Source organism: Actinocorallia aurantiaca, from assembly GCF_039533685.1.
Lineage (GTDB): Bacteria > Actinomycetota > Actinomycetes > Streptosporangiales > Streptosporangiaceae > Actinocorallia > Actinocorallia aurantiaca.
The window spans coordinates 36,926-54,784 of record NZ_BAAATZ010000024.1 but is presented as its reverse complement, the minus strand read 5'-3'; the positions used below and the strand labels follow the sequence as shown (position 1 = coordinate 54,784).

At 70.9% G+C, this 17,859-nt stretch carries 16 protein-coding genes; 9 read left to right on the top strand and 7 right to left on the bottom strand.

The genetic code is table 11. The features are described 5' to 3' along the window. A partial coding sequence (locus tag ABD327_RS26060) for an FAS1-like dehydratase domain-containing protein (protein WP_344453711.1) occupies positions 1–211 on the bottom strand: 211 nt, incomplete at its 3' end. 113 nt (positions 212–324) lie between these two features. Next, positions 325–1,086, bottom strand: a complete 762-nt coding sequence (locus tag ABD327_RS26055) for a FadR/GntR family transcriptional regulator (RefSeq protein ID WP_344453709.1) — start codon at positions 1,084–1,086, stop codon at positions 325–327. Between the two features lie 409 nt (positions 1,087–1,495). Here ABD327_RS26055 and ABD327_RS26050 point away from each other — a divergent pair, with 409 nt between their 5' ends. After that, complete coding sequence (locus tag ABD327_RS26050; protein WP_344453707.1) at positions 1,496–2,902, top strand: hypothetical protein; 1,407 nt, start codon at positions 1,496–1,498, stop codon at positions 2,900–2,902. 87 nt (positions 2,903–2,989) lie between these two features. Here the strand turns inward: ABD327_RS26050 and ABD327_RS26045 are convergent, their stop codons facing one another. Then, on the bottom strand, positions 2,990–3,946 hold the full coding sequence (locus tag ABD327_RS26045; protein ID WP_344453705.1) for an AraC family transcriptional regulator: 957 nt from the start codon (positions 3,944–3,946) through the stop codon (positions 2,990–2,992). Positions 3,947–4,060: 114 nt separating this feature from the next. Between ABD327_RS26045 and ABD327_RS26040 the strand changes: the two genes are divergently transcribed. Together ABD327_RS26040 and ABD327_RS26035 are read left to right on the top strand one after the other, a co-directional pair. After that, positions 4,061–5,770 carry an NAD(P)H-binding protein gene (locus ABD327_RS26040; protein ID WP_344453703.1) on the top strand — a complete coding sequence of 570 codons (1,710 nt, stop codon included), beginning with the start codon at positions 4,061–4,063 and terminating at the stop codon, positions 5,768–5,770. 306 nt (positions 5,771–6,076) lie between these two features. After that, complete coding sequence (locus tag ABD327_RS26035; protein WP_344453700.1) at positions 6,077–7,018, top strand: hypothetical protein; 942 nt, start codon at positions 6,077–6,079, stop codon at positions 7,016–7,018. 83 nt (positions 7,019–7,101) lie between these two features. On the opposite strand, the gene ABD327_RS26030 is transcribed toward ABD327_RS26035, so the two are convergent. After that, positions 7,102–7,878, bottom strand: coding sequence for an IclR family transcriptional regulator (locus ABD327_RS26030; RefSeq protein ID WP_344453698.1), 777 nt, complete (start codon positions 7,876–7,878; stop codon positions 7,102–7,104). 66 nt (positions 7,879–7,944) lie between these two features. On the opposite strand from ABD327_RS26030, the gene ABD327_RS26025 reads away from it, so the two are divergent. The 5 genes from ABD327_RS26025 to ABD327_RS26005 all read left to right on the top strand — a co-directional run bounded on the left by ABD327_RS26025 (position 7,945) and on the right by ABD327_RS26005 (position 12,894). Next, the gene (locus ABD327_RS26025) at positions 7,945–9,114 is read left to right on the top strand and encodes a cupin domain-containing protein (protein WP_344453696.1); all 1,170 of its coding nucleotides are present in this window, start codon (positions 7,945–7,947) and stop codon (positions 9,112–9,114) included. Next, entirely contained in the window at positions 9,111–9,959 is an 849-nt protein-coding gene (locus ABD327_RS26020) for a fumarylacetoacetate hydrolase family protein (protein ID WP_344453693.1), read from the top strand. The genes ABD327_RS26025 and ABD327_RS26020 overlap by 4 nt, the downstream gene beginning before the upstream one ends. Next, a complete protein-coding gene (locus ABD327_RS26015; RefSeq protein WP_344453690.1) occupies positions 9,959–10,669 on the top strand; it encodes a maleylpyruvate isomerase family mycothiol-dependent enzyme in 711 nt (236 codons plus the stop codon). The genes ABD327_RS26020 and ABD327_RS26015 overlap by 1 nt, the downstream gene beginning before the upstream one ends. Positions 10,670–10,695: 26 nt before the next feature. Continuing rightward, positions 10,696–11,991: an FAD-dependent oxidoreductase gene (locus tag ABD327_RS26010; protein WP_344453687.1), complete on the top strand. Its 1,296-nt coding sequence runs from the start codon at positions 10,696–10,698 to the stop codon at positions 11,989–11,991. 213 nt (positions 11,992–12,204) lie between these two features. Beyond that, positions 12,205–12,894 carry a FadR/GntR family transcriptional regulator gene (locus ABD327_RS26005; RefSeq protein ID WP_344453685.1) on the top strand — a complete coding sequence of 230 codons (690 nt, stop codon included), beginning with the start codon at positions 12,205–12,207 and terminating at the stop codon, positions 12,892–12,894. A 111-nt stretch (positions 12,895–13,005) separates the two neighbouring features. Here ABD327_RS26005 and ABD327_RS26000 read toward each other — a convergent pair whose 3' ends face one another. Together ABD327_RS26000 and leuA are read right to left on the bottom strand one after the other, a co-directional pair. Beyond that, positions 13,006–13,806, bottom strand: a complete 801-nt coding sequence (locus ABD327_RS26000; RefSeq protein WP_344453682.1) for an ABC transporter ATP-binding protein — start codon at positions 13,804–13,806, stop codon at positions 13,006–13,008. After that, positions 13,803–15,497 carry a 2-isopropylmalate synthase gene (gene leuA / locus ABD327_RS25995; RefSeq protein ID WP_344453713.1) on the bottom strand — a complete coding sequence of 565 codons (1,695 nt, stop codon included), beginning with the start codon at positions 15,495–15,497 and terminating at the stop codon, positions 13,803–13,805. Before leuA ends, ABD327_RS26000 begins: the two co-directional genes overlap by 4 nt. A gap of 456 nt (positions 15,498–15,953) precedes the next feature. Here leuA and ABD327_RS25990 point away from each other — a divergent pair, with 456 nt between their 5' ends. After that, on the top strand, positions 15,954–17,039 hold the full coding sequence (locus tag ABD327_RS25990) for an NADH:flavin oxidoreductase (protein WP_344453680.1): 1,086 nt from the start codon (positions 15,954–15,956) through the stop codon (positions 17,037–17,039). A 107-nt stretch (positions 17,040–17,146) separates the two neighbouring features. Here ABD327_RS25990 and ABD327_RS25985 read toward each other — a convergent pair whose 3' ends face one another. Next, entirely contained in the window at positions 17,147–17,827 is a 681-nt protein-coding gene (locus tag ABD327_RS25985) for an NUDIX hydrolase (RefSeq protein ID WP_344453677.1), read from the bottom strand. Between the last annotated feature and the right edge of the window lie 32 nt (positions 17,828–17,859).

Sequence of the window (17,859 nt, the reverse complement as noted above, 5' to 3'; positions counted from 1 at the left end):
CATACTGGTTGGTCTCACAGATCAACGTCGGCGGCGCCGTCACCCCCCGCAACCCCTGGGCGCGGGCGTACTCCGCATCGGAGTACAACGGATTGTGATCACCGATCGCGATGCCGAAATACCGGCCCGCCGCCGCCCCGAACTCCTCGGGCGCGGTGTAGATCTTCTTGCGGCCCACCAGCGCACGGACCTCATCGGTCAGCAACGACATGGAACATCCTCGGGTAGAGAGACCGACGAAACACCTAGTCCAGCGCCCGATATTATAAAGTCAGACATATATTGTCCAGAATCGCCCTCGGGTGACCGTGCGCGCCGACCGGCTCACGCCTCGCCGTAGGCGTCCCGGATGTTGACCAGGTGGCTGCGCATGGCCTCGCTGGCGCCTTCGCCGTCCCCCGCTGCGATGCGCTCGGTGATCTCCTCGTGCTCCTGGTCGACCATCGCCCAGAATCCCTCGTGGGTCACCGGCGACGGCTTGAGGAAGCGGGTGCGCAGCACGTGGAACACCGGCTCGGTCATCATCGTCAGCAGGCCGTTGCCCGTCGCCTGCATGATGACGTCGTGGAAGTGCTGGTGCTCGCGGAACTTCATGCCGCGGCCCCTCGACCGCTTCTCCCGCTCCATGGCCGCGTGCAGCGCGTCGAGGTGGTGCTGTTCACGCCGTTGGGCGGCCAGCGCGGTGGCCGGCACCTCCAGCAGTTCGCGCGCCTCCAGGATGGCCGACAGCGGCAGTGCCGCCGACCCGGACATCAGCCCGATGCTGGCCTCGAGGTAGTCGCTGATCTGGTCGGGGTCGACGCTGGAGACGAACGTGCCGCCGGTGGTGCCCCGGGAGGTCTTGACCAGCCCCTGCGAGGCCAGGACGCGCAGGGCCTCACGGACGGTGCTGCGGCTGACCCCGAAGTTCCCCCCGATCTCGCTCTCCGGGGGCAGCCGGTCGCCGGGCGCCAGCGACCCGTCGAGGATCAGTTCACGCAACTGATCGGCGACCTGCTGGTAGGCGGGACGCAGCCGGGTGACCGGAAGGGCGGCGGGCGCCGCCTGATCCGGGAGACCGGCACTCTTGCGGTTAGCACTGGACACTCTGCCCTACCTCTTTGATCAACCAAAACATCAGACGTCGAGATCGCAATCCACCCTGACAACCTCCAGAGTAGAGAAACATCTTCGCACGAAGGCGTAGACCCGGACCGCCCCACACCAGAAAGAGCAGTGTCCGGCCTCATGGTATCCGGCCAGGAAAGGTACGACGTTTCTATCGAACCCCACCGCGCGGTCATGATCCCCACCAGCTCGGGACGCTCCGTACCGGAACCCGACCTGATACCCCGATTCGATCTCCTCAGTCGCGCCTCGGGGCACCGGCCCGACCAGCGCGGGACAGGGTGCTCAGCGGTCGCGCGGAAGGCGGCGCCGGCCGCCGCTGGGCATCCCGTACCGCAGGAGGCAAGATGGTCCACGGCCGAGATGCGGGAGTGGCCGAGGAGGAGCCGTGCGCAGTTATGCCGGGGTGTTGATCGGCAATCTCGTTTTCGCCACGGTCTGCGGCATAGCGGGCCCGATCTTCCTCGTGGGGGGGTACGTCGCCTGGCAGGAGGGCGCCGACTGGAGGGCGGTGGTGCTCGTCCTGGGCATCGGGCTGGTCGGCACCGTCGCGATCCCCGTCGTGGCCTTCACGGCCGCGCGGAAGGACTACCCCCGGATCACGCGCAGGGATCTGGTGAAGGACACGAGCGTCTCGTACGGAGATGAGACCTTCGTGATGTGGCCACCCCGGTCCGGAGAGGGCCCGGCGGAGGCGCGGTTGGCACGGGCGGACGTCCTGGAGGCGTCGTTCGTGCGGTACACCCCCGACGGTGAGGCGACGTTCACGAAGTACGCGGGTGACTACGCGCCCGCGGAGTTCAAGCCGGTGATCAGGATGAGGCTGCGGGTGCACGCCGCCGAGGAGGCCGACGGGGCGGCCGGATCCGCGGAGTTCGAGATCACGGACGAGTGGCGGGTGCCGCCCCTGTGCCTGTCCGCGGTCACGGCGGGGCGCCTGGTCGTCCTCGTCGATCCGGCCGGCGCGAAGGTCACCGTCCAATGGCCGCGCAGCGTCCTGCTGGCGGGCACGCGCACCTGCCGCGTGATCGACCTCCGAGGCCGGTCGACCGAGGTGACCCGTCGCCCCGTGCGCCAGTTGGCGCAGATGCGGATCTCTCGGACTGTCGGAGGCGTCGAGATGGCCGACGGCACGATCGACCTCCGGCGCCTGGACGCGGAAACGGCGGCGCGGTACGGCGTCCTGGCCGACCGGGCCCGCGCTTTCCCCGAGGACCGGGCGCCGGTGTCCGAACCGGGCGAGGAGAACCGGTGGATCGTGGACCGTCTCCCGGGTGAGAGAGGCGCGTTCGGCTCTGCCGGCCGGCGCTGGGCGCGCCGCGGCGGCCGACTGGCACGCGCCCGGTTCCTGGAGATGCGCGGCACGACCACCTTCCAGGACCACGGCCCGTTCCTGGACGTGGTCCTGCGCGTCCATCCGGCGGACGGAACACCGCCGTTCGACGCCGCCCGGCGGCTGACGGTGCCGATGAACTACCTGGCCCTCCTGCACCGCACCAAGGACGTGGTTCTTCACGTCAGCCCGAACGGCCGCTCGTACGTGATCGACTGGGCCCGCACCAACCTGCTCGCGGGCGTCACCGCGGCCACGGTCATCGCCCCCGACGGTCAGGAGCTCCCCGTGACGGGGCGTCCCGACGTCATCTGGAGCCTGATGAACCTGCTGGCATCCCACGCCGTCTCGAACCCGGGCCCCGTTCTGGATCTCCGCAAGCACCGGATGGTCACGGTCGCAGGAGCGGTGATGGACATGGTGCGAGACGGCGAGGCTCAGGTGAACGGAACCCGACCGTAGAACGGCGACGGCGTGCGACACCCGCTGCGCGTCCTCGACCCGGCCGTCGGGAGAGCCGCCCGCGCGACCGCCATCGCCTACGCGAAGTCATCCGGGTTCGCGGGTGAGGGCAGGGGGCGTGGCGTTCTGGCGGCGGTACCTGCCGGGGGCGATGCCGTGGCGGCGTTTGAAGGCGTTGGCGAAGGCGAACTCGGAGGTGTAGCCGATGCGGGTGGCCACCTCGCCGAGCGGGGCGTCGGTCGTGTGGAGGAGGTCGGCCGCGAGGGTCAGTCGCCACCAGGTCAGGTAGGTCAGGGGCGGGCGGCCGGTCAGGGCTGTGAAGCGGTGGGAGAAGGCCGAGCGGGACAGTCCCGCTTCGGCGGCGAGGGCCTGGACGGTCCAGGGGCGGGCAGGGGCGCGGTGCACGGCCCGCAGCGCGGCGCTGACGACGGGGTCGGTCAGTGCCGTGGCCCAGCCGGTGGACCTCGCGGGTGCGGGGAGTTCTTCGAACCAGGCGCGCAGGATGTACAGCAGCAGCATGTCGAGCAGCGAGAGCACGATGGTGTCCGCGCCGGGGCGGGGGGCGCCGACCTCGTTGCCCAGCAGTTCGACGGCCGCGCGTAGTTCGGGGTGGTGGCCGGGCCGGGCGGGCAGGTGGATGACCTCGGGCAGGTCGGCCAGGAGCGGGTGGGTGTGGCGGGGGTCGAGCCGGTAGCCGCCGCACAGGGTCACGGTGAGGGGGCCGTGGCGGCCGACGGAGTCGGAGACGAAGAGCTCGGTGTCCTCCAGCGGGTCGCAGGGAGGCTCGGCCAGCGGTGTCGACGGGCTGTCGGCGAGACCGCATCCGTGGCCGTGGGGGAAGAACACCACATCGCCGGCGCCGAGCGCGACGGGATCTCCTCCCGAAGGCGGGACGAGCCAGCACGAGCCCTGCAGGATCACCTGGAAGCCCGCCGATCCGGGCACCGAGGGGAAGCGCTGCCCCCACGGGGCCCGCCAGGCGACGCGCGCCGAACGGGGCTTCCCGGTGCGCATGAGTGCGACCACGTCGCTGAGCACATCCATGCGAAGGAATCTAATACGAGACGATCGCGTATGAAATGCAGATTGCCGAGCATAGGACGTCTCGCGTTCTCTCCCTACGGTTGACGATCAGTGAAACCTTCGAAGGAGAGACACTTGCCACGCATTCTCGTCACCGGGGCGACCGGCAGAGTCGGCCGTCACGTGACATCGCAACTGCTGGAAGCCGGAATCGAGGTCCGTGTGCTGACCCGGCGAGCGGCCGATTTCCCGCCGACCGTCGAGCAGATACGCGGTGACCTGTCGGATCCCGGCTCCCTGGAACCTGCCGTCGAGGACGTCGAAGCGGTGTTCCTGGTCTGGCCGTTCGCCTCGTCCGAGGGTCTGGAGCCTCTGGTGAAGGCGGTCGCCCGGCATGCCCGCCGGGTGGTCTACCTGTCGTCGGCGGCCGTACGCGACCACGAACGGGAAGCCGAGCGGTTGATCGCCCGGTCCGGCCTGGAATGGACGGTCCTGCGCCCGCACGCCTTCGCGGCCAACGCCCTGAGCTGGGCGGAGCAGATCCGCGCCGAGCACGTGGTGCGCGAACCGTATGGCCGGGCCGCCATGGCCCCGGTGCATGAACGGGACATCGCCGCGGTCGCGGTGCGTGCGCTGACCGAGGACGGGCACGCGGGCTCGGTCTACGAGCTGACCGGGCCGCGCTCACTGACCCGAGCCGAGCAGGCGCGCGCCATCGGCGAGGCGATCGGCCGGCCGGTGCGCTGGGAGGAGGCCTCCCCGCAGGACGCCCGGCGGCAGATGCTCGCCCGCGGCTGGCCGCCCGGGGTCGTGGACGGCGTCCTGGGCGCGCAGGCCGGGATGACCGGCGACCCGGCACCGGTCACCGCCACCGTCGAACAGGTCACCGGGAGCGCCGCGCGCACGTTCCCCTCCTGGGCCGCCGAGCACGCACACGCCTTCCGCGCCACCATGCGGGCCGCGCGCATCCACTCCTATGGAGGTCCCGAGGTCATCCGTCACGAGGAGGTGCCGCTGCCGTCACCCGGCCCCGGCGAGGTGCTCATCCGCGTCGCCGCGACCTCGTTCAACCCGTCGGAGGCGGGACTGCGGCTGGGACTGCTGCAGGACGTGCTTTCGGTGACGTTGCCGTGCACCCTGGGCGTGGACGTCTCCGGCACGATCGTGTCCCTCGGCCCCGGGGCGACCGGATGGGCCGTCGGCGACCGGGTGGTCGGCCGTCTGGACGGAGGCAGCGGGGCCGCCGCCGAGTACGCGACCGCCCCGGCGGACGTCCTGGTCGCCGCGCCGCGCACCATCCCCCTCGCCGACGCCGCGGCGCTCCCCGTCGCCGGGCTGACCGCCTGGCAGGCGGTGTTCGAACACGCCGAGGTGACCGAAGGCCTGCGCGTCCTGGTCAACGGCGCGGGCGGCGGGGTCGGCGGATTCGCCGTCCAGCTGGCCAAGCGCGCGGGCGCCACCGTGATCGCCACAGCCGGTCCCCGCAGCGCCGCCGCGGTCCGCGCCCTCGGCGCCGATCAGGTCGTCGACTACACCGCCGAGCCCCTGCCGGGCGGAGTGGACGTCGTGCTCAATCTCGTCCCGCTCGCCCCGGATGCAGCCGCCGGACTGGTGTCGCTCCTGCGGCCGGGCGGCGCGGCGGTGTCCGTCGCCACGCCGCTGCCCGGCGGCGTGCACTTCGTGGCCCGCAACGACCCCTCCCAGCTCGCGCGGCTCGTCGCCCTGGTCGACGCCGGCGATCTGACCGTCGACATCGCGGAATCCCACCCGCTGGCGGAGCTGGCCTCGATCCACCGCAGAAGCGAGAACGGCCGGACCCGAGGAAAGATCATCGTCATCCCCTGAGAGCGTGCCGTTCGCGTGGCGGTGCAAGGCGCAGGCCGGATGGTTTCGAGATGCGTGAGGCCGACCGCTCTACGACGTCGGCGTACGCCTGCTCGAGCGGCTCTTCACCCGGGACGACGGCGAGAAAGGGCAGGGGTACTCCACACCCCTTCCCCGAAGGGCTGATCTCGTCGGCGTCCACGAGCGATTCTGGGGCTTGCCGTGTTCAGCGCCCGTGTGTTCTCATTGCACACGCAGCCGATGATACGAAGATGCGTAATGCGTATCAACGTACCAACCCCTCACGGTCGCCGAGGAGGCCTGGCCATGGACGGAACGAGCCCGGGCTGGGCGATCACGGCCTTCCTCGGCACCAGCGTCTACTTCATCTCCTTCGTCCTGTTCCGCGCCTCCGCGCAGCGGATGCAGCCGCTGCGCGGAAGCCGCCCCATCCACGCCACGGTGTCCATGCTGAGCGACCCCGTCTGGTTCGCCGGCGGGCTGCTGCTCTTCGTCGGGCTCGCCTGCCAGATCATCGCCTTCGCCGCCCTGCCTTCGAACGTCGCCCAGCCCTTCCTCGGGATCAGCCTGCTGCTCCTGCTGGGCTACACGTCGGCCGTCCTGCGCGAGCGGCTCAGCCGCCGGGAATGGACGGTGGCCGCGCTCGCCGTCCTGGCGGTGGTCATGCTGGGACTGTCGGGCACCTCCGACGCCGGGGATCTCGACATCGGCGGCGCGTGGTCCCCGGCGCCCCTCGTCCTGGTCGTCGTCCCGCCCGCCTGCGTCGCGGGCCTGGTCTGGCTCGTCGGCGACCGCAGGGCAGGCGGCCGGCACGCCCAGCCCCTGGCCGGTGTGGCCTACGGCATCAGCGCCGGGCTGTGCGCGGGCGTCGCCGAAGCCGGCGCCCGGGGCATCGCCGCGGTCTGGTCGCACCAGGACTCCGTCGCCGCCGTGGCCGCCTCCCCCTACCCCTATCTGATCCTGGGCATGGCCGGGGTCACCCTCATCCAGCTCCAGGTGGCCCTCCAGCGCTGCAGGCTGATCATCGTGGCGATCATCATCGCCGTCAGCGGCCGCGCCGCACTGGTGCTGTCCAGCACCGTGCTGTACGGCGAGCCCTGGCCCACCGAAGCGGGCCGGCTGGCCCTGCGCTGCACCGGCTTCGCCGTCGTCCTCCTGGCCGTGATCGCCTTCCCCCGCCACGACGCCCCCGTCCCCGGCGCGTTCTCGCGCCGGTCGGCGGCCCTTCGGCGAGCACGCAACGGGTAGGGCCGCGACCGCCGACCCGCGCCGTCCGGTGATCTGGACGGCGAACGGCCCGGCCCTCCGCGCGCGCTTCTCCTGACGCCCGTTCAGGCGGAGAGGGTGAGATCGGCCTCGATGGCGCCTGCGGCGCGGGAGAGGGTGTCGACCAGTGACCGCAGCCGGTGCCGGTCGTAGCGTCCGCTCGGCATCGACACCGACAGGCCTGCGAGGGTGTTCCCGTCCGGGGCCCGGACGGGGACGCCGAGCGCCACCACGCCGCGCTCGGAGCGGCCCTGGTTGAGCACGAAACCGTTGCGCCGCACCCGGGCCAGCTCGGTCCGCAGCCCTTCCAGGTCGGGCCGGTCCGCGGGGCGGTCGGCGTACCGCTCGGCCGGGTAGACCGCCTCGAGCTCCTCGTCGGTCAGCTCGGCCAGCAGCAGCAGTCCCGCCGTGACGCGGTGGGCCGGGAAGACCATGCCCTCGCGGGAGCCCACCCGCAGGCTCTGGGAGCACTCGACGCTGGCGATGAACCGGACCGTGTCCCCGGTGCGCACCGCCAGGTTGACGGACTCCTCGAGCACGTCGACCAGCCGGTGCAGGTGCGGCAGGGCGACCGTCCGCAGCCGGGACGCGGCCGACGGCGAGTGGGCGGCCAGCTCCAGGACGGGGCCGGCGCGGTAGAGGCGCCGCTCGTCCTGGACCGCGAAGTCCCGGTACACCAGCATCGCGAGCAGCCGGTGCGCGGTGGAGCGGGCCACGCCGAGCCGCTCGGCGACCTGCGAGACGGTCAGCTCGCCCTCCAGCTGCAGCATCGCGGCGATCCGCAACGCGTGGTCGACGCTGTTGATCAGGTAGGTCGGCGGGTTCTTCAGCGGCTTGTCCACGGTTCCTCGATTCTGCACAGCAGAATTAACTGTTCTCCATGGTGAGACATCAGTAACACTAGCCGTATGAGCACCCCTGTGACCACGCCAGATTCCCCGGTGCGGCTCCGTGCGGTCGACGCGCCGGGCCAGCCCGACGTCACCCCCGCCCTCGAAGACCTCTACCAGGGCTTCGAGCGGGAGCTGCTGGTGCCGCTGTGGACGGAGATCGGCGACCTGATGCCGGCGCACCCCCGTTCACGCGCCGTGCCGCACCTGTGGCGCTGGGAGAACCTGCGCGGGCTCGCCGAGCAGGCCGGCGACCTCGTCCCGGTCGGCCGCGGCGGGGAGCGGCGGGCGATCGCGCTGGCCAACCCGGGCCTGGGCGGCCGCCCCTTCGCGACCCCCACGCTGTGGGCCGCGATCCAGTACCTGATGCCCGGCGAGGACGCCCCCGAGCACCGCCACACCCAGCACGCCTTCCGCTTCGTCGTCGAGGGCGAGGGCGTCTGGACGGTCGTCGGCGGCGACGCCGTCCCGATGCGCCGCGGCGACTTCCTGCCGCAGGCCGGCTGGAACTGGCACGCCCACCACAACGCGACCGGCGAGCCGATGGCCTGGATCGACGGCCTCGACATCCCGTTCCAGTACGTCACCGAGGCCCAGTTCTTCGAGTTCGGCCGCGACGAGATCACCGACGCCGAGCGGATCACGCCCGAGCGCTCCCGCTCCGAGCGGCTGTGGGCCCACCCCGGGCTGCGCCCGCTGTCCGTCGGCGAGCCCTCCCCCGGCACCCCGCTGCTGTCCTACAAGTGGGAGTTCACCGACCGCGCCCTGGCCGACCAGCTCGCCCTGGAGTCCGAGGGCTTCGGCGGCACCGTCGAGCCCGGCCACGCCGCCGTCCGCTACACCAACCCGGCCACCGGCGCCGACGTCCTGCCCACGATCCGCGTCGAGATGCACCGCGTCGCCCGCGGCGCGGAGACCTCTCCGGTCCGCGAGACCGGATCCTCGGTCTACCAGGTCTTCGACGGCTCCGGCACCGTCACCGTCGGGGACAGGACCTGGACGGTCACCCGCGGCGACCTGTTCGTCGTGCCCTCCTGGCAGCCCTTCTCCGCCCGCTCCGAAGCCGGCTCCACCGACTCCGACTCGGGCTCGCTGGACCTGTTCCGGTTCAGCGACTCCCCGATCTTCGAGTCCCTGCAGCTCGACCGCACCCAGCACGACAACCGCATCGAAGGGACCACCCGATGAAGCTCGCCACTCTCCGCGTCGACGGTTCGACCCGGGCCGTGAGGCTCGACGGCGACCGGCTGGTCGACCTCGGCTCCGCCGACCTCGGCGCGTTCCTCTCCCAGGACGACTGGGCCGCCAAGGCCGCCGCCGTCGACTCCGGCACCGCCGAGACCTACCCCGTCGAGGGCGCGGACTTCGCCCCGGTCGTCCCGCAGCCCTCGAAGGTCGTCTGCGTGGGCCTGAACTACAAGAACCACATCCAGGAGATGGGGCGCGACCTTCCGCAGTACCCCACCCTGTTCGCGAAGTTCGCCGACTGCCTCATCGGCGCCGGCGACGACATCGCCCGCCCCGAGGAGACCTCGGAGTTCGACTGGGAGGTCGAGCTCGCCGTGGTGATCGGCAAGCCGGTCCGCCGCGCCAGGGGCGCCGAGGCCGAGGCCGCGATCGCCGGGTTCACCGTCCTCAACGACATCACCTGCCGCGACTGGCAGTTCCGCACCCGCGAGTGGCTGCAGGGCAAGATGTGGGACTCCTCCACCCCGGTCGGCCCCTACATCGTCACCCCCGACGAACTGCCCGGCGGCGTACGCCCCGAGCTCGAGGTCAAGCTCAGCGTCGACGGCGAGGTCATGCAGAACGACAACACCGGCGACCTGCTCTTCGACCCGGTCGCGCTGGTCGAGTACGTCTCGACCGTGGTGCGCCTCAACCCCGGCGACATCATCGCGACCGGCACCCCCGGCGGTGTCGGCCACGCCCGCAATCCCAAGCGCTACCTGACCGGCGGCGAGAACATCGTCACCGAGATCCAGGGCATCGGCCGACTCGAGAACACCGTCGCCGAGGAGGGCGCAGCCTGATGCGCCGCACCTTCGAAGACGCGCTGGACTGGAGCGCGGCGGGCACGAGGCTGTTCCTCGACGCCGCCGCCGGATGGGGCGAGGAGCAGTACGGCGCCCCGTCCGGGCTCCCCGGCTGGACCCGCAAGCACCTGGTCGCCCACGTGGCGGCGAACGCCGACGCGCTGAGCAACCTGGTGCGCTGGGCCGCCACCGGCGAGGAGACCCCTATGTACTCCTCGATGGGCCAGCGGAACGCCGACATCGAGGCCGGTTCCGTCAAGCCGGCCGCCGAACTGGCCGCCTGGCTGCGCGAGTCCGCGGACAGGCTCGCCGCCGGAACCGCCGCCCTGAGCCCCGAGCAGTGGGACGCCAAGGTGGTCACCGCTCAGGGCCGCACGGTCCCCGCGACCGAGATCCCGTGGCTGCGTTCGCGCGAGGCCTGCGTACACGCCGTCGACCTGGCCGCCGGCGTCTCCTTCGCCGACCTGCCCGCCGCCTTCCTGGCCGCCCTGGCCGACGACATCGCGGGCAAGCGCGGCGGCGCCGCCGGTCCCACGGTCGTCCTCACCGCCACCGACACCGGAGACCGCTGGGAACTGCCCGGCGAAGGCGACGCCGTCGCGGTCACCGGACCGCTCGCGGAGATCACGGCGTACCTCGCCGGCCGCCCGCACGCCCTGACCACCCCCGACGGTTCCTCCGTGCCGGTCCTGCCGGCGTGGCTGTGAGCGTCCCGGTCTTCGAGGAGAGCAACGTGACCACACCCATCTCCGCGAACCCCGTCGACGTCCTGATCGTCGGCGGCGGCATCGGCGGCCTCAGCGCGGCCTACGCCCTCGCCCGCGAAGGACTGCGGGTGCGGGTGCTGGAGCGGGCCCGCGAGTTCGGAGAGGTCGGCGCCGGTCTCCAGATCGCACCCAACTGCACCCGCATCCTGCACGACTACGGCCTGCTCGACGAAGCCAAAAGCCTCGGCGTGGTTCCGCAGAGCATGGTGATGCGCGACGCCGTCGACGGCAGTGAGTTGACCCGCCTGGACCTGGTCGACCTGGAACGCGAGTACGGCTTCCCGTACATGGTCATCCACCGCAGCGACCTGCACGGCATCTTCCTGCGCGCCTGCCGACGCGCAGGCGTCGATCTGATCACCGACGCCCCGGTCAGCGGCTACGAGAACACCCCATCCGGTGCCCGGGTGACGCTGGAGGACGGCCGTACCGACGAGGCCACGATCGTCATCGCCGCCGACGGACTGCACTCCGTCGCCCGCGGACTCATCGTCAAGGACGAACCGGTCAGCTCCTCCTACGTCGCCTACCGCGCCGCCGTACCCGTCGGACAGGCAGGCCGGGAGGTCGACCTCAGCGAGGTCTCCGTCCACATCGGCCCGCACTGCCACTTCGTCCACTACGGACTGCGCGGCGGTCAGATGCTCAACCAGGTCGCGGTCTTCGAGTCCCCTAAGGCCCTGGCGGGCGAGGAGGACTGGGGCACGCCCGACGAACTCGACGCGGCCTTCGCCGAGACCTGCGAGGACGTCCAGGCCGGCATCCCCCTGATGTGGCGCGACCGCTGGTGGCGAATGTTCGACCGTGATCCCATCATGACGTGGGTCCAGGGCAACATCGCGCTGCTCGGCGACGCCGCCCACCCACCGCTGCAGTACATGGCACAAGGCGCCATCATGGCCATCGAAGACGGCTGGGTACTCGCCAAGCACGTCGCGACGCGTCGCGCCGCAGACGGAGCGATCGACTGGCCGGGCGCCCTCGCCGCCTACGAGACGGTGCGTCCCGAACACTGCCGACGCGTCCTGACCACGGCCCGCGCCTGGGGTGAGCTGTGGCACCTGGACGGCATCGCCCGGCTTCAGCGCAACGCGCTCCTGCGGGCCCGCGACATCTATGACTACTCCTTCACCGACTGGATCTACGGGCCCACGGCCCTGACCCCGGAGGAGGAGCCGCCGATGTTCACCCCGATCGCACTGGACTCCGTCCCCGCCGCCGACCTGGCGGAAGCGTCTGTGGGAATGGCGACCGTCCGTTAACGCGACTCGCCGTGAAAGGCGGGGCTTTAAGGAAAGCGAGTCCGGTGTCCGCCATGCGGACGCCGGACTCGTCGTTTCACGGGGGTGCCCCCGCTTCCTTCGGAAAGCGGCACCACCGTTGGGGTTCAGGCCGGTTCACCGTGATGTCCCCGGTTATAGTGAACTGGAATAACACCGCAGACAACCTGAGGCCTGAAGGAATCTGGGCACCGTATGGCACTGGACTCCCTGCGTCCGTCACCGCTGGTCGAGCAAGCCGTCGAGAGCCTGCGAAAGCAGATCACCGAGGGGCACTGGCCGGTCGGCACGAAGCTTCCCGGAGAGACCACTCTCGCGAAGAGTCTCGGTGTGGGGCGTTCTACCGTTCGTGAAGCCGTGCGGTCTTTGACCGGTGCCGGACTGCTCCGACCGCGGCAGGGTGCAGGCGTGTTCGTCATTGCCACCGAGCCCGAGGAGAACTGGCCGGTTCGGCTTCGCCGGGCAGCGATCACCGACATCTACGAGGTCCGCATGCTGCTCGAGGTGGATGCCGTGGGGTTGGCGGCCGAGCGTCGTACCAGCGAGGACATCACCGCCCTGGACGCCGCCCTGGCCCGGCGCGCGGCGAGTGCCGCGGGCACCACGGCAGAGTTCGTCGACGCCGACATAGCGCTGCACACGGCTGTCGTGGCGGCGGCGCGCAATCCCGTGCTCTCCGGCCTGTTCGCCGAGTTCGTGCCTCACCTGCGTCAAGGGCTCATCGACCTGGTCGACTTGCTCGATCTCCGTGCCGACGACCCCGATCACGGAGGGGAGGTCCACGCCCTCCTGGTGGAAGCTGTAACCAACGGCGACCGCGAGACCGCGGAGCGGATACTCCGCACCGAGCTGGAACAAACCCTGGCCCGGCTCCGAGATCTGTGAAAGGCCGTCGGTCGGCTGATCGTCGTGGACGGCCTTCGAGCAGGGAGAGAACGGGACCTGTGGGATGAAGGCCGGCGCGCGACGTGAGCATGCATCGCGCGCCGAACCTTGTCACATCCGGGAGAGCGGGGTCGAGGAGGCCGTCCAGCGACTGCTGTTCCTGCTCAGGCGGATCGGGTGGGAGAAACACGCGCTGATCCGGTCGCCGGTGAGGACTTCGGTGATCGGGCCGGCGGACAGGCACGATCCCTCGCGTAGCAGCATCGCGTGCGTGGTCCCTGGAGGGATCTCCTCCAGATGGTGGGTGACCAGGACCGTCGACAGGTGCTCATGATCGCGCTGCAGCAGGTCTATCCGCTCGATGAGCTGTTCACGGCCGGCGATGTCCAGGCCGCTCGCGGGCTCGTCCAGCAGTAGCAGCCTGGGATCGGGCATCAGCGCCCGGGCGATCAGCGTCCGGCCGCGCTCCCCTTGCAAGAGGTCCGTCCAGAGCGCATCGTGCCGATGCGCCAGTCCCAGGAGACCGGTGAGGTGATCGGCGCGGGCCGCCTGTTCCGTGGTCGGGCTCCAGAGGGGCACCGGCTCCAAGGTGTTGGTCGCGCCGGTCAGGACGACGTCCCGCGCGGTCAGTTTGCGTGACAGCGGGGTGTGCCTGGGATTCACGTGTCCCAGATGGGAGCGCAGCTCGTGCAGGTCCACGCGGCCCAGCCGATGACCGAGAACCTCCACGCTCCCCCGGGTCGGATGGGTCACGGCTCCGAACAGGCTCAGCAAGGTGCTCTTGCCCGCTCCGTTGGGACCGAGCAGTACCCAGTGCTCGCCGGCCTCCACCGTCAACGACACCTGGTCGAGCAGCAGGCGGCCGTTGCGGACGACGTCCACGGCGTCGGCGTGCAGAACAGGGATGCTCATGACAGACCGCTCCGGGCGCGGTTCACCGCTGCCATGACGGCGTCCACGGATGCCGTCAGCAGCGAGGTGTCCCATCCCGCACCCCAGCAGACGACGCCGTCGACCAGGCATTCGGCGTAGGCCGTAGCCGGGCTGTCCGGTCCTGTGGTGACGGCGTGTTCGGTGTAGTCGAGGATGTCCACCACGATTCCGATGGTCTTCAACGCGTCGGTGAGCGCCGCCAGCGGCCCGTTGCCGTCGCCTCGCACCTCGTGTTCGGCGCCGTCGGCCTCGATCGTGCAGGTGAACCGGTGCGGTCCCGGCTCGCTCGCTTCGGTGGACCAGGACAGGAGCCGCACCGGGCCGCTCTTGCCGTGGCGGAGGTAGGTGGAGCGGAACAGCTCCCACAGTTCCTGGTGAGTCAGCTCTCGTCCGCTGGTGTCGGTGACTCGCTGGACCGCCCGAGAGAAGTCCACGCGCAGCTTCTGGGGCAAGTCGAGGCCGTGGTGGGTGTGCAGCAGGTGCGCGATGCCACCCTTGCCGGACTGGGAGTTGATGCGGATGACCTCCTCGTAGGTCCGGCCGATGTCGCCCGGGTCGATGGGCAGGTACGGGACGTTCCAGGGCGCCTGGTCCGCGGGGACGCCCAGTTCTGCGGCCTGCTCGGCGTGACGGGCCAGGCCCTTGGCGATGGCGTCCTGGTGGGTGCCGGAAAAGGCCGTGTGGACGAGGTCGCCGACATAAGGGTGACGGATGTGGACTGGCAGCCGGTTGCAGTACTCGACCACCTCGCGGATCGTGTCGATGTCCGAGAAGTCGATCATGGGATTGACGCCCTGGACGTACAGGTTGAGCGCCAAGGCGGCCAGGTCGACGTTGCCGGTGCGCTCCCCGTTGCCGAACAGGCAGCCCTCGACGCGCTGGGCCCCTGCCAGAACGGCCAGCTCCGCGCATGCCACCCCCGTGCCGCGGTCGTTGTGCGGATGCACCGACAGGATCACCGAGTCCCGGCGGGCCAGGTGGCGGTCCATGTACTCGATCTGGTCCGCGTACACGTTGGGCGTGGCGATTTCTACCGTGGCCGGCAGGTTGTGGACCACGGGCCGGTCCGGACTCGCCTCCCACAGTTCGGTGACGCCGTCGCAGACCTCCAGGACGAAGTCGGGCTCGGTGAGGTTGAAGACCTCCGGGGAGAACTCGAAGCGCACGTCCCCCCGGTGGCCGTCGGCCCGGCGCAGCAGATGGGTCGCCGCCTCGATGATCAGACCGTGCACCTCGGCGCGTGAGCGTCTCAGGACCACCTCGCGCCAGGTGGGGGCGGTGGCGGTGTACAGGTGGACCAGGGCGCGAGGAAGGCCCTCGATGGAGGCGATGGTCCGGTCGATCAGGTCGCCGCGCGCGGGAGTGAAGACCGAGATGGTCACGTCGTCGGGCAGCGCGTCGCTCGTCGCGAGATGGCGGACGAAGTCGAAGTCGGTCTGGCTGGCGGAGGGATAGCCGACCTCGATCTCCTTGAATCCCATCGTGACCAGCAGATCGAACATCCGCCGCTTGCGTTCGGTGTCCATCGGCTCGGCCAGCGCCTGGTTGCCGTCACGCAGATCGACCGGCACCCACAAGGGCGCGCGGTCGAGCTTGCGGGCCGGCCAGGAACGGTCTGCCAGCGGCACTTCGACCCGCTCGTAGACCGGACGGTAACGGTGATGCGGCATCGCGCTCGGCCGCTGCGGGTTCCAGTGCGGCGCGTCTGCCGGGAGCGCTCCCGCCGGCTTGCGCAGCGATGGGAAGGAGATCTTTTCGGGGGAGGCCATACGGCACTTCTTTCACTCGTCGACGAGGCGAGCGACCGGCATGACCCGACCCCGCTGCGGGAGCCGGTCGGATCAGACCCCGCAGCGGCAGCCGAGAAGCACCGCACGCGACAGCATGAGGAAAACATATCAGCTCCTCAGACAAGCTGAAGTGTTTTGGACCCATCTGACGAACGCCACGGTCGGACCTCGGGCGGATCACGAGGGTGCCGGCCGAGAAAAACGCGGCCGCTACCTCCGTATCGCCGTTCGTCCCGCATCGAGCCCTCCGAGGCTGATGGACTACGATTGCGGCGCTATGCGCGAGATCCGCTTCAGTGCCGCCTTCACCTGGCCGTTCGTCTCCGGGAGCATCGTGTGACGCAGGACGCCTTCGCTTCGCTCGCCGCCCCGCTGGCGCTCGATCGCGGGCCCGCCTGGGCGAACCGGTTCGCGGTCGCTCCGCTGACCAACATGCAGAGCCACCCGGACGGGACGCTCTCCGACGACGAGTACGCCTGGCTCGTCCGGCGCGCCCAAGGCGGCTTCGGGATGGTCATGACCTGCGCGTCGCACGTCTCGCAGGAAGGACAGGCGTTCTCCGGGCAGCTCGCCGCGTGGGACGACCGCTTCCTTCCCGGGCTGACCCGGCTGGCCTCCGGGATCCGGGACGCCGGGAGCACGGCCGCCCTCCAGTTGCACCACGGCGGGCGGCGGGCCGACGCCTCTCTGTCGGGCGTGCCCGTGCTCGCGCCCGTGGACGATCCCGCCAAGGGCGCCCGCGCGCTCACCACCGCAGAGGTCGAACGTGTCATAGCGGACTTCGTCGCGGCCGCCGTGCGTGCCGAACGCGCCGGGTTCCACGGCGTGGAGGTGCACGGCGCGCACGGCTACCTCATCTGCCAGTTCCTCAGCCCGCGCAACGACCGCAGCGACCGTTACGGCGGATCCTTCGAGAACCGGGCGCGGATGTTGTGGGAGATCCTCCGCGGCATCCGGGCGGCGACCGGACCCGACTTCCAGCTCGGGCTCCGCCTCACCCCCGAACGCAACGGGATCCCCCTCGCCGAGGCCCGCGCCCTGGCCGCCGACGTCCTGGCCGCCGATCTGCTCGACTACCTCGACATGTCGCTCTGGGACGCCTTCAAGGAGACCTACGAGGAGGAGCACCGCGACCGGCTGCTCATCGACCACTTCACCGGCCTGCCGCGCGGCGCCACCCGTCTGGGCGTGGCCGGCAAGATCGGTTCCGCCTCGGACGCGGCCTGGTGCCTGGAGCACGGCGCGGACTTCGTGCTCATCGGCGCCGGTGCCATCCTCCACCACGACTTCCCCTCCCTCGCCCTGGCCGACCCCGCCTTCCGCCTCGCGCATCCCAAGCCGCGCGAGCACTTCGTCCGCGAATCCGTCGGCCCGGCCTTCCTCGACTACCTCGCCGCCGACTGGGACGACTTCGTCGTCTGAGACCGCGGGCCCGAGCGTCCGGGCATCCGGGTATCCGGGCGTCCGGCGGATTCCCGCACCGTCAGAGGTCGGGGTGAAAGTGCCGGTCCCGGGCTCGGTGCCGGTCGTCAGTGTCTCGTCCAGGAGGGCTGGAGGAGGTCGGCGACGCGGACGTTCCGGCCGAGGAGGACCACCTCGCGGAACTGCCACAACATCGCCCCGGTCGGCGCGTGGATCGTCATCGAGGGCCCCAGCCGCATCTGCAGCAGGCTCCCGCCGTCCGGATGGTCCACCCAGTGCACGACGCCGTCGGCGGCGAGCGTGCGCAGCGGAACATGGTGGACGGACCGCACCTCTCCAGGGTCGGGCACCGGCTCCCCCGCGCCCTCCGCGACGGCCACCACCGGCGTGATCGCGAACCCGGAGGACGCGGGGAAGTCGTCGAGCATCCCCAGGACCTGCGACTCGGCCACCTTCAGCCCGAGCTCCTCCTCCAGTTCCCGCAGCGCCGTCTCCTGCGGGGACTCCCCTTCCTCGGCCCGCCCTCCGGGCAGCGCCCACTGCCCCGCGTTGCGGCCCCGGTCGGCCCTGCGGATGACCAGCACCCCGAGTTCACCCGCACGCTCGGTCACGCACAGCACCACCGCGGCCCGCCGCACCCCGGCCGTCTCCCCGAGCTCAGCCCGCCCGAAAGCGGCCAGCCGGCGCCCCGCCCCCTCCCGGAACCCCGCCCAGCCCCCTGCCAGAGGCACACCTTCGGGGAAAGACATCTCCACGTTGAGCCCTTCGGTCAGCGGGGTCTTCCGCACCCCGACGCGCCTCCGACCGACGGCTCCGTCCC

Excerpts from the sequence above, each read along its gene's own strand:
- ABD327_RS26045 (WP_344453705.1), bottom strand. The coding sequence starts at position 3,946 with ATGGATGTGCTCAGCGACGTGGTCGCACTCATGCGCACCGGGAAGCCC.
- ABD327_RS26035 (WP_344453700.1), top strand. The coding sequence starts at position 6,077 with ATGGACGGAACGAGCCCGGGCTGGGCGATCACGGCCTTCCTCGGCACC.
- ABD327_RS26025 (WP_344453696.1), top strand. The coding sequence starts at position 7,945 with ATGAGCACCCCTGTGACCACGCCAGATTCCCCGGTGCGGCTCCGTGCG.
- ABD327_RS26020 (WP_344453693.1), top strand. The coding sequence starts at position 9,111 with ATGAAGCTCGCCACTCTCCGCGTCGACGGTTCGACCCGGGCCGTGAGG.
- ABD327_RS26015 (WP_344453690.1), top strand. The coding sequence starts at position 9,959 with ATGCGCCGCACCTTCGAAGACGCGCTGGACTGGAGCGCGGCGGGCACG.
- ABD327_RS26005 (WP_344453685.1), top strand. The coding sequence starts at position 12,205 with ATGGCACTGGACTCCCTGCGTCCGTCACCGCTGGTCGAGCAAGCCGTC.
- ABD327_RS26000 (WP_344453682.1), bottom strand. The coding sequence starts at position 13,806 with ATGAGCATCCCTGTTCTGCACGCCGACGCCGTGGACGTCGTCCGCAAC.
- leuA (WP_344453713.1), bottom strand. The coding sequence starts at position 15,497 with ATGCCGCATCACCGTTACCGTCCGGTCTACGAGCGGGTCGAAGTGCCG.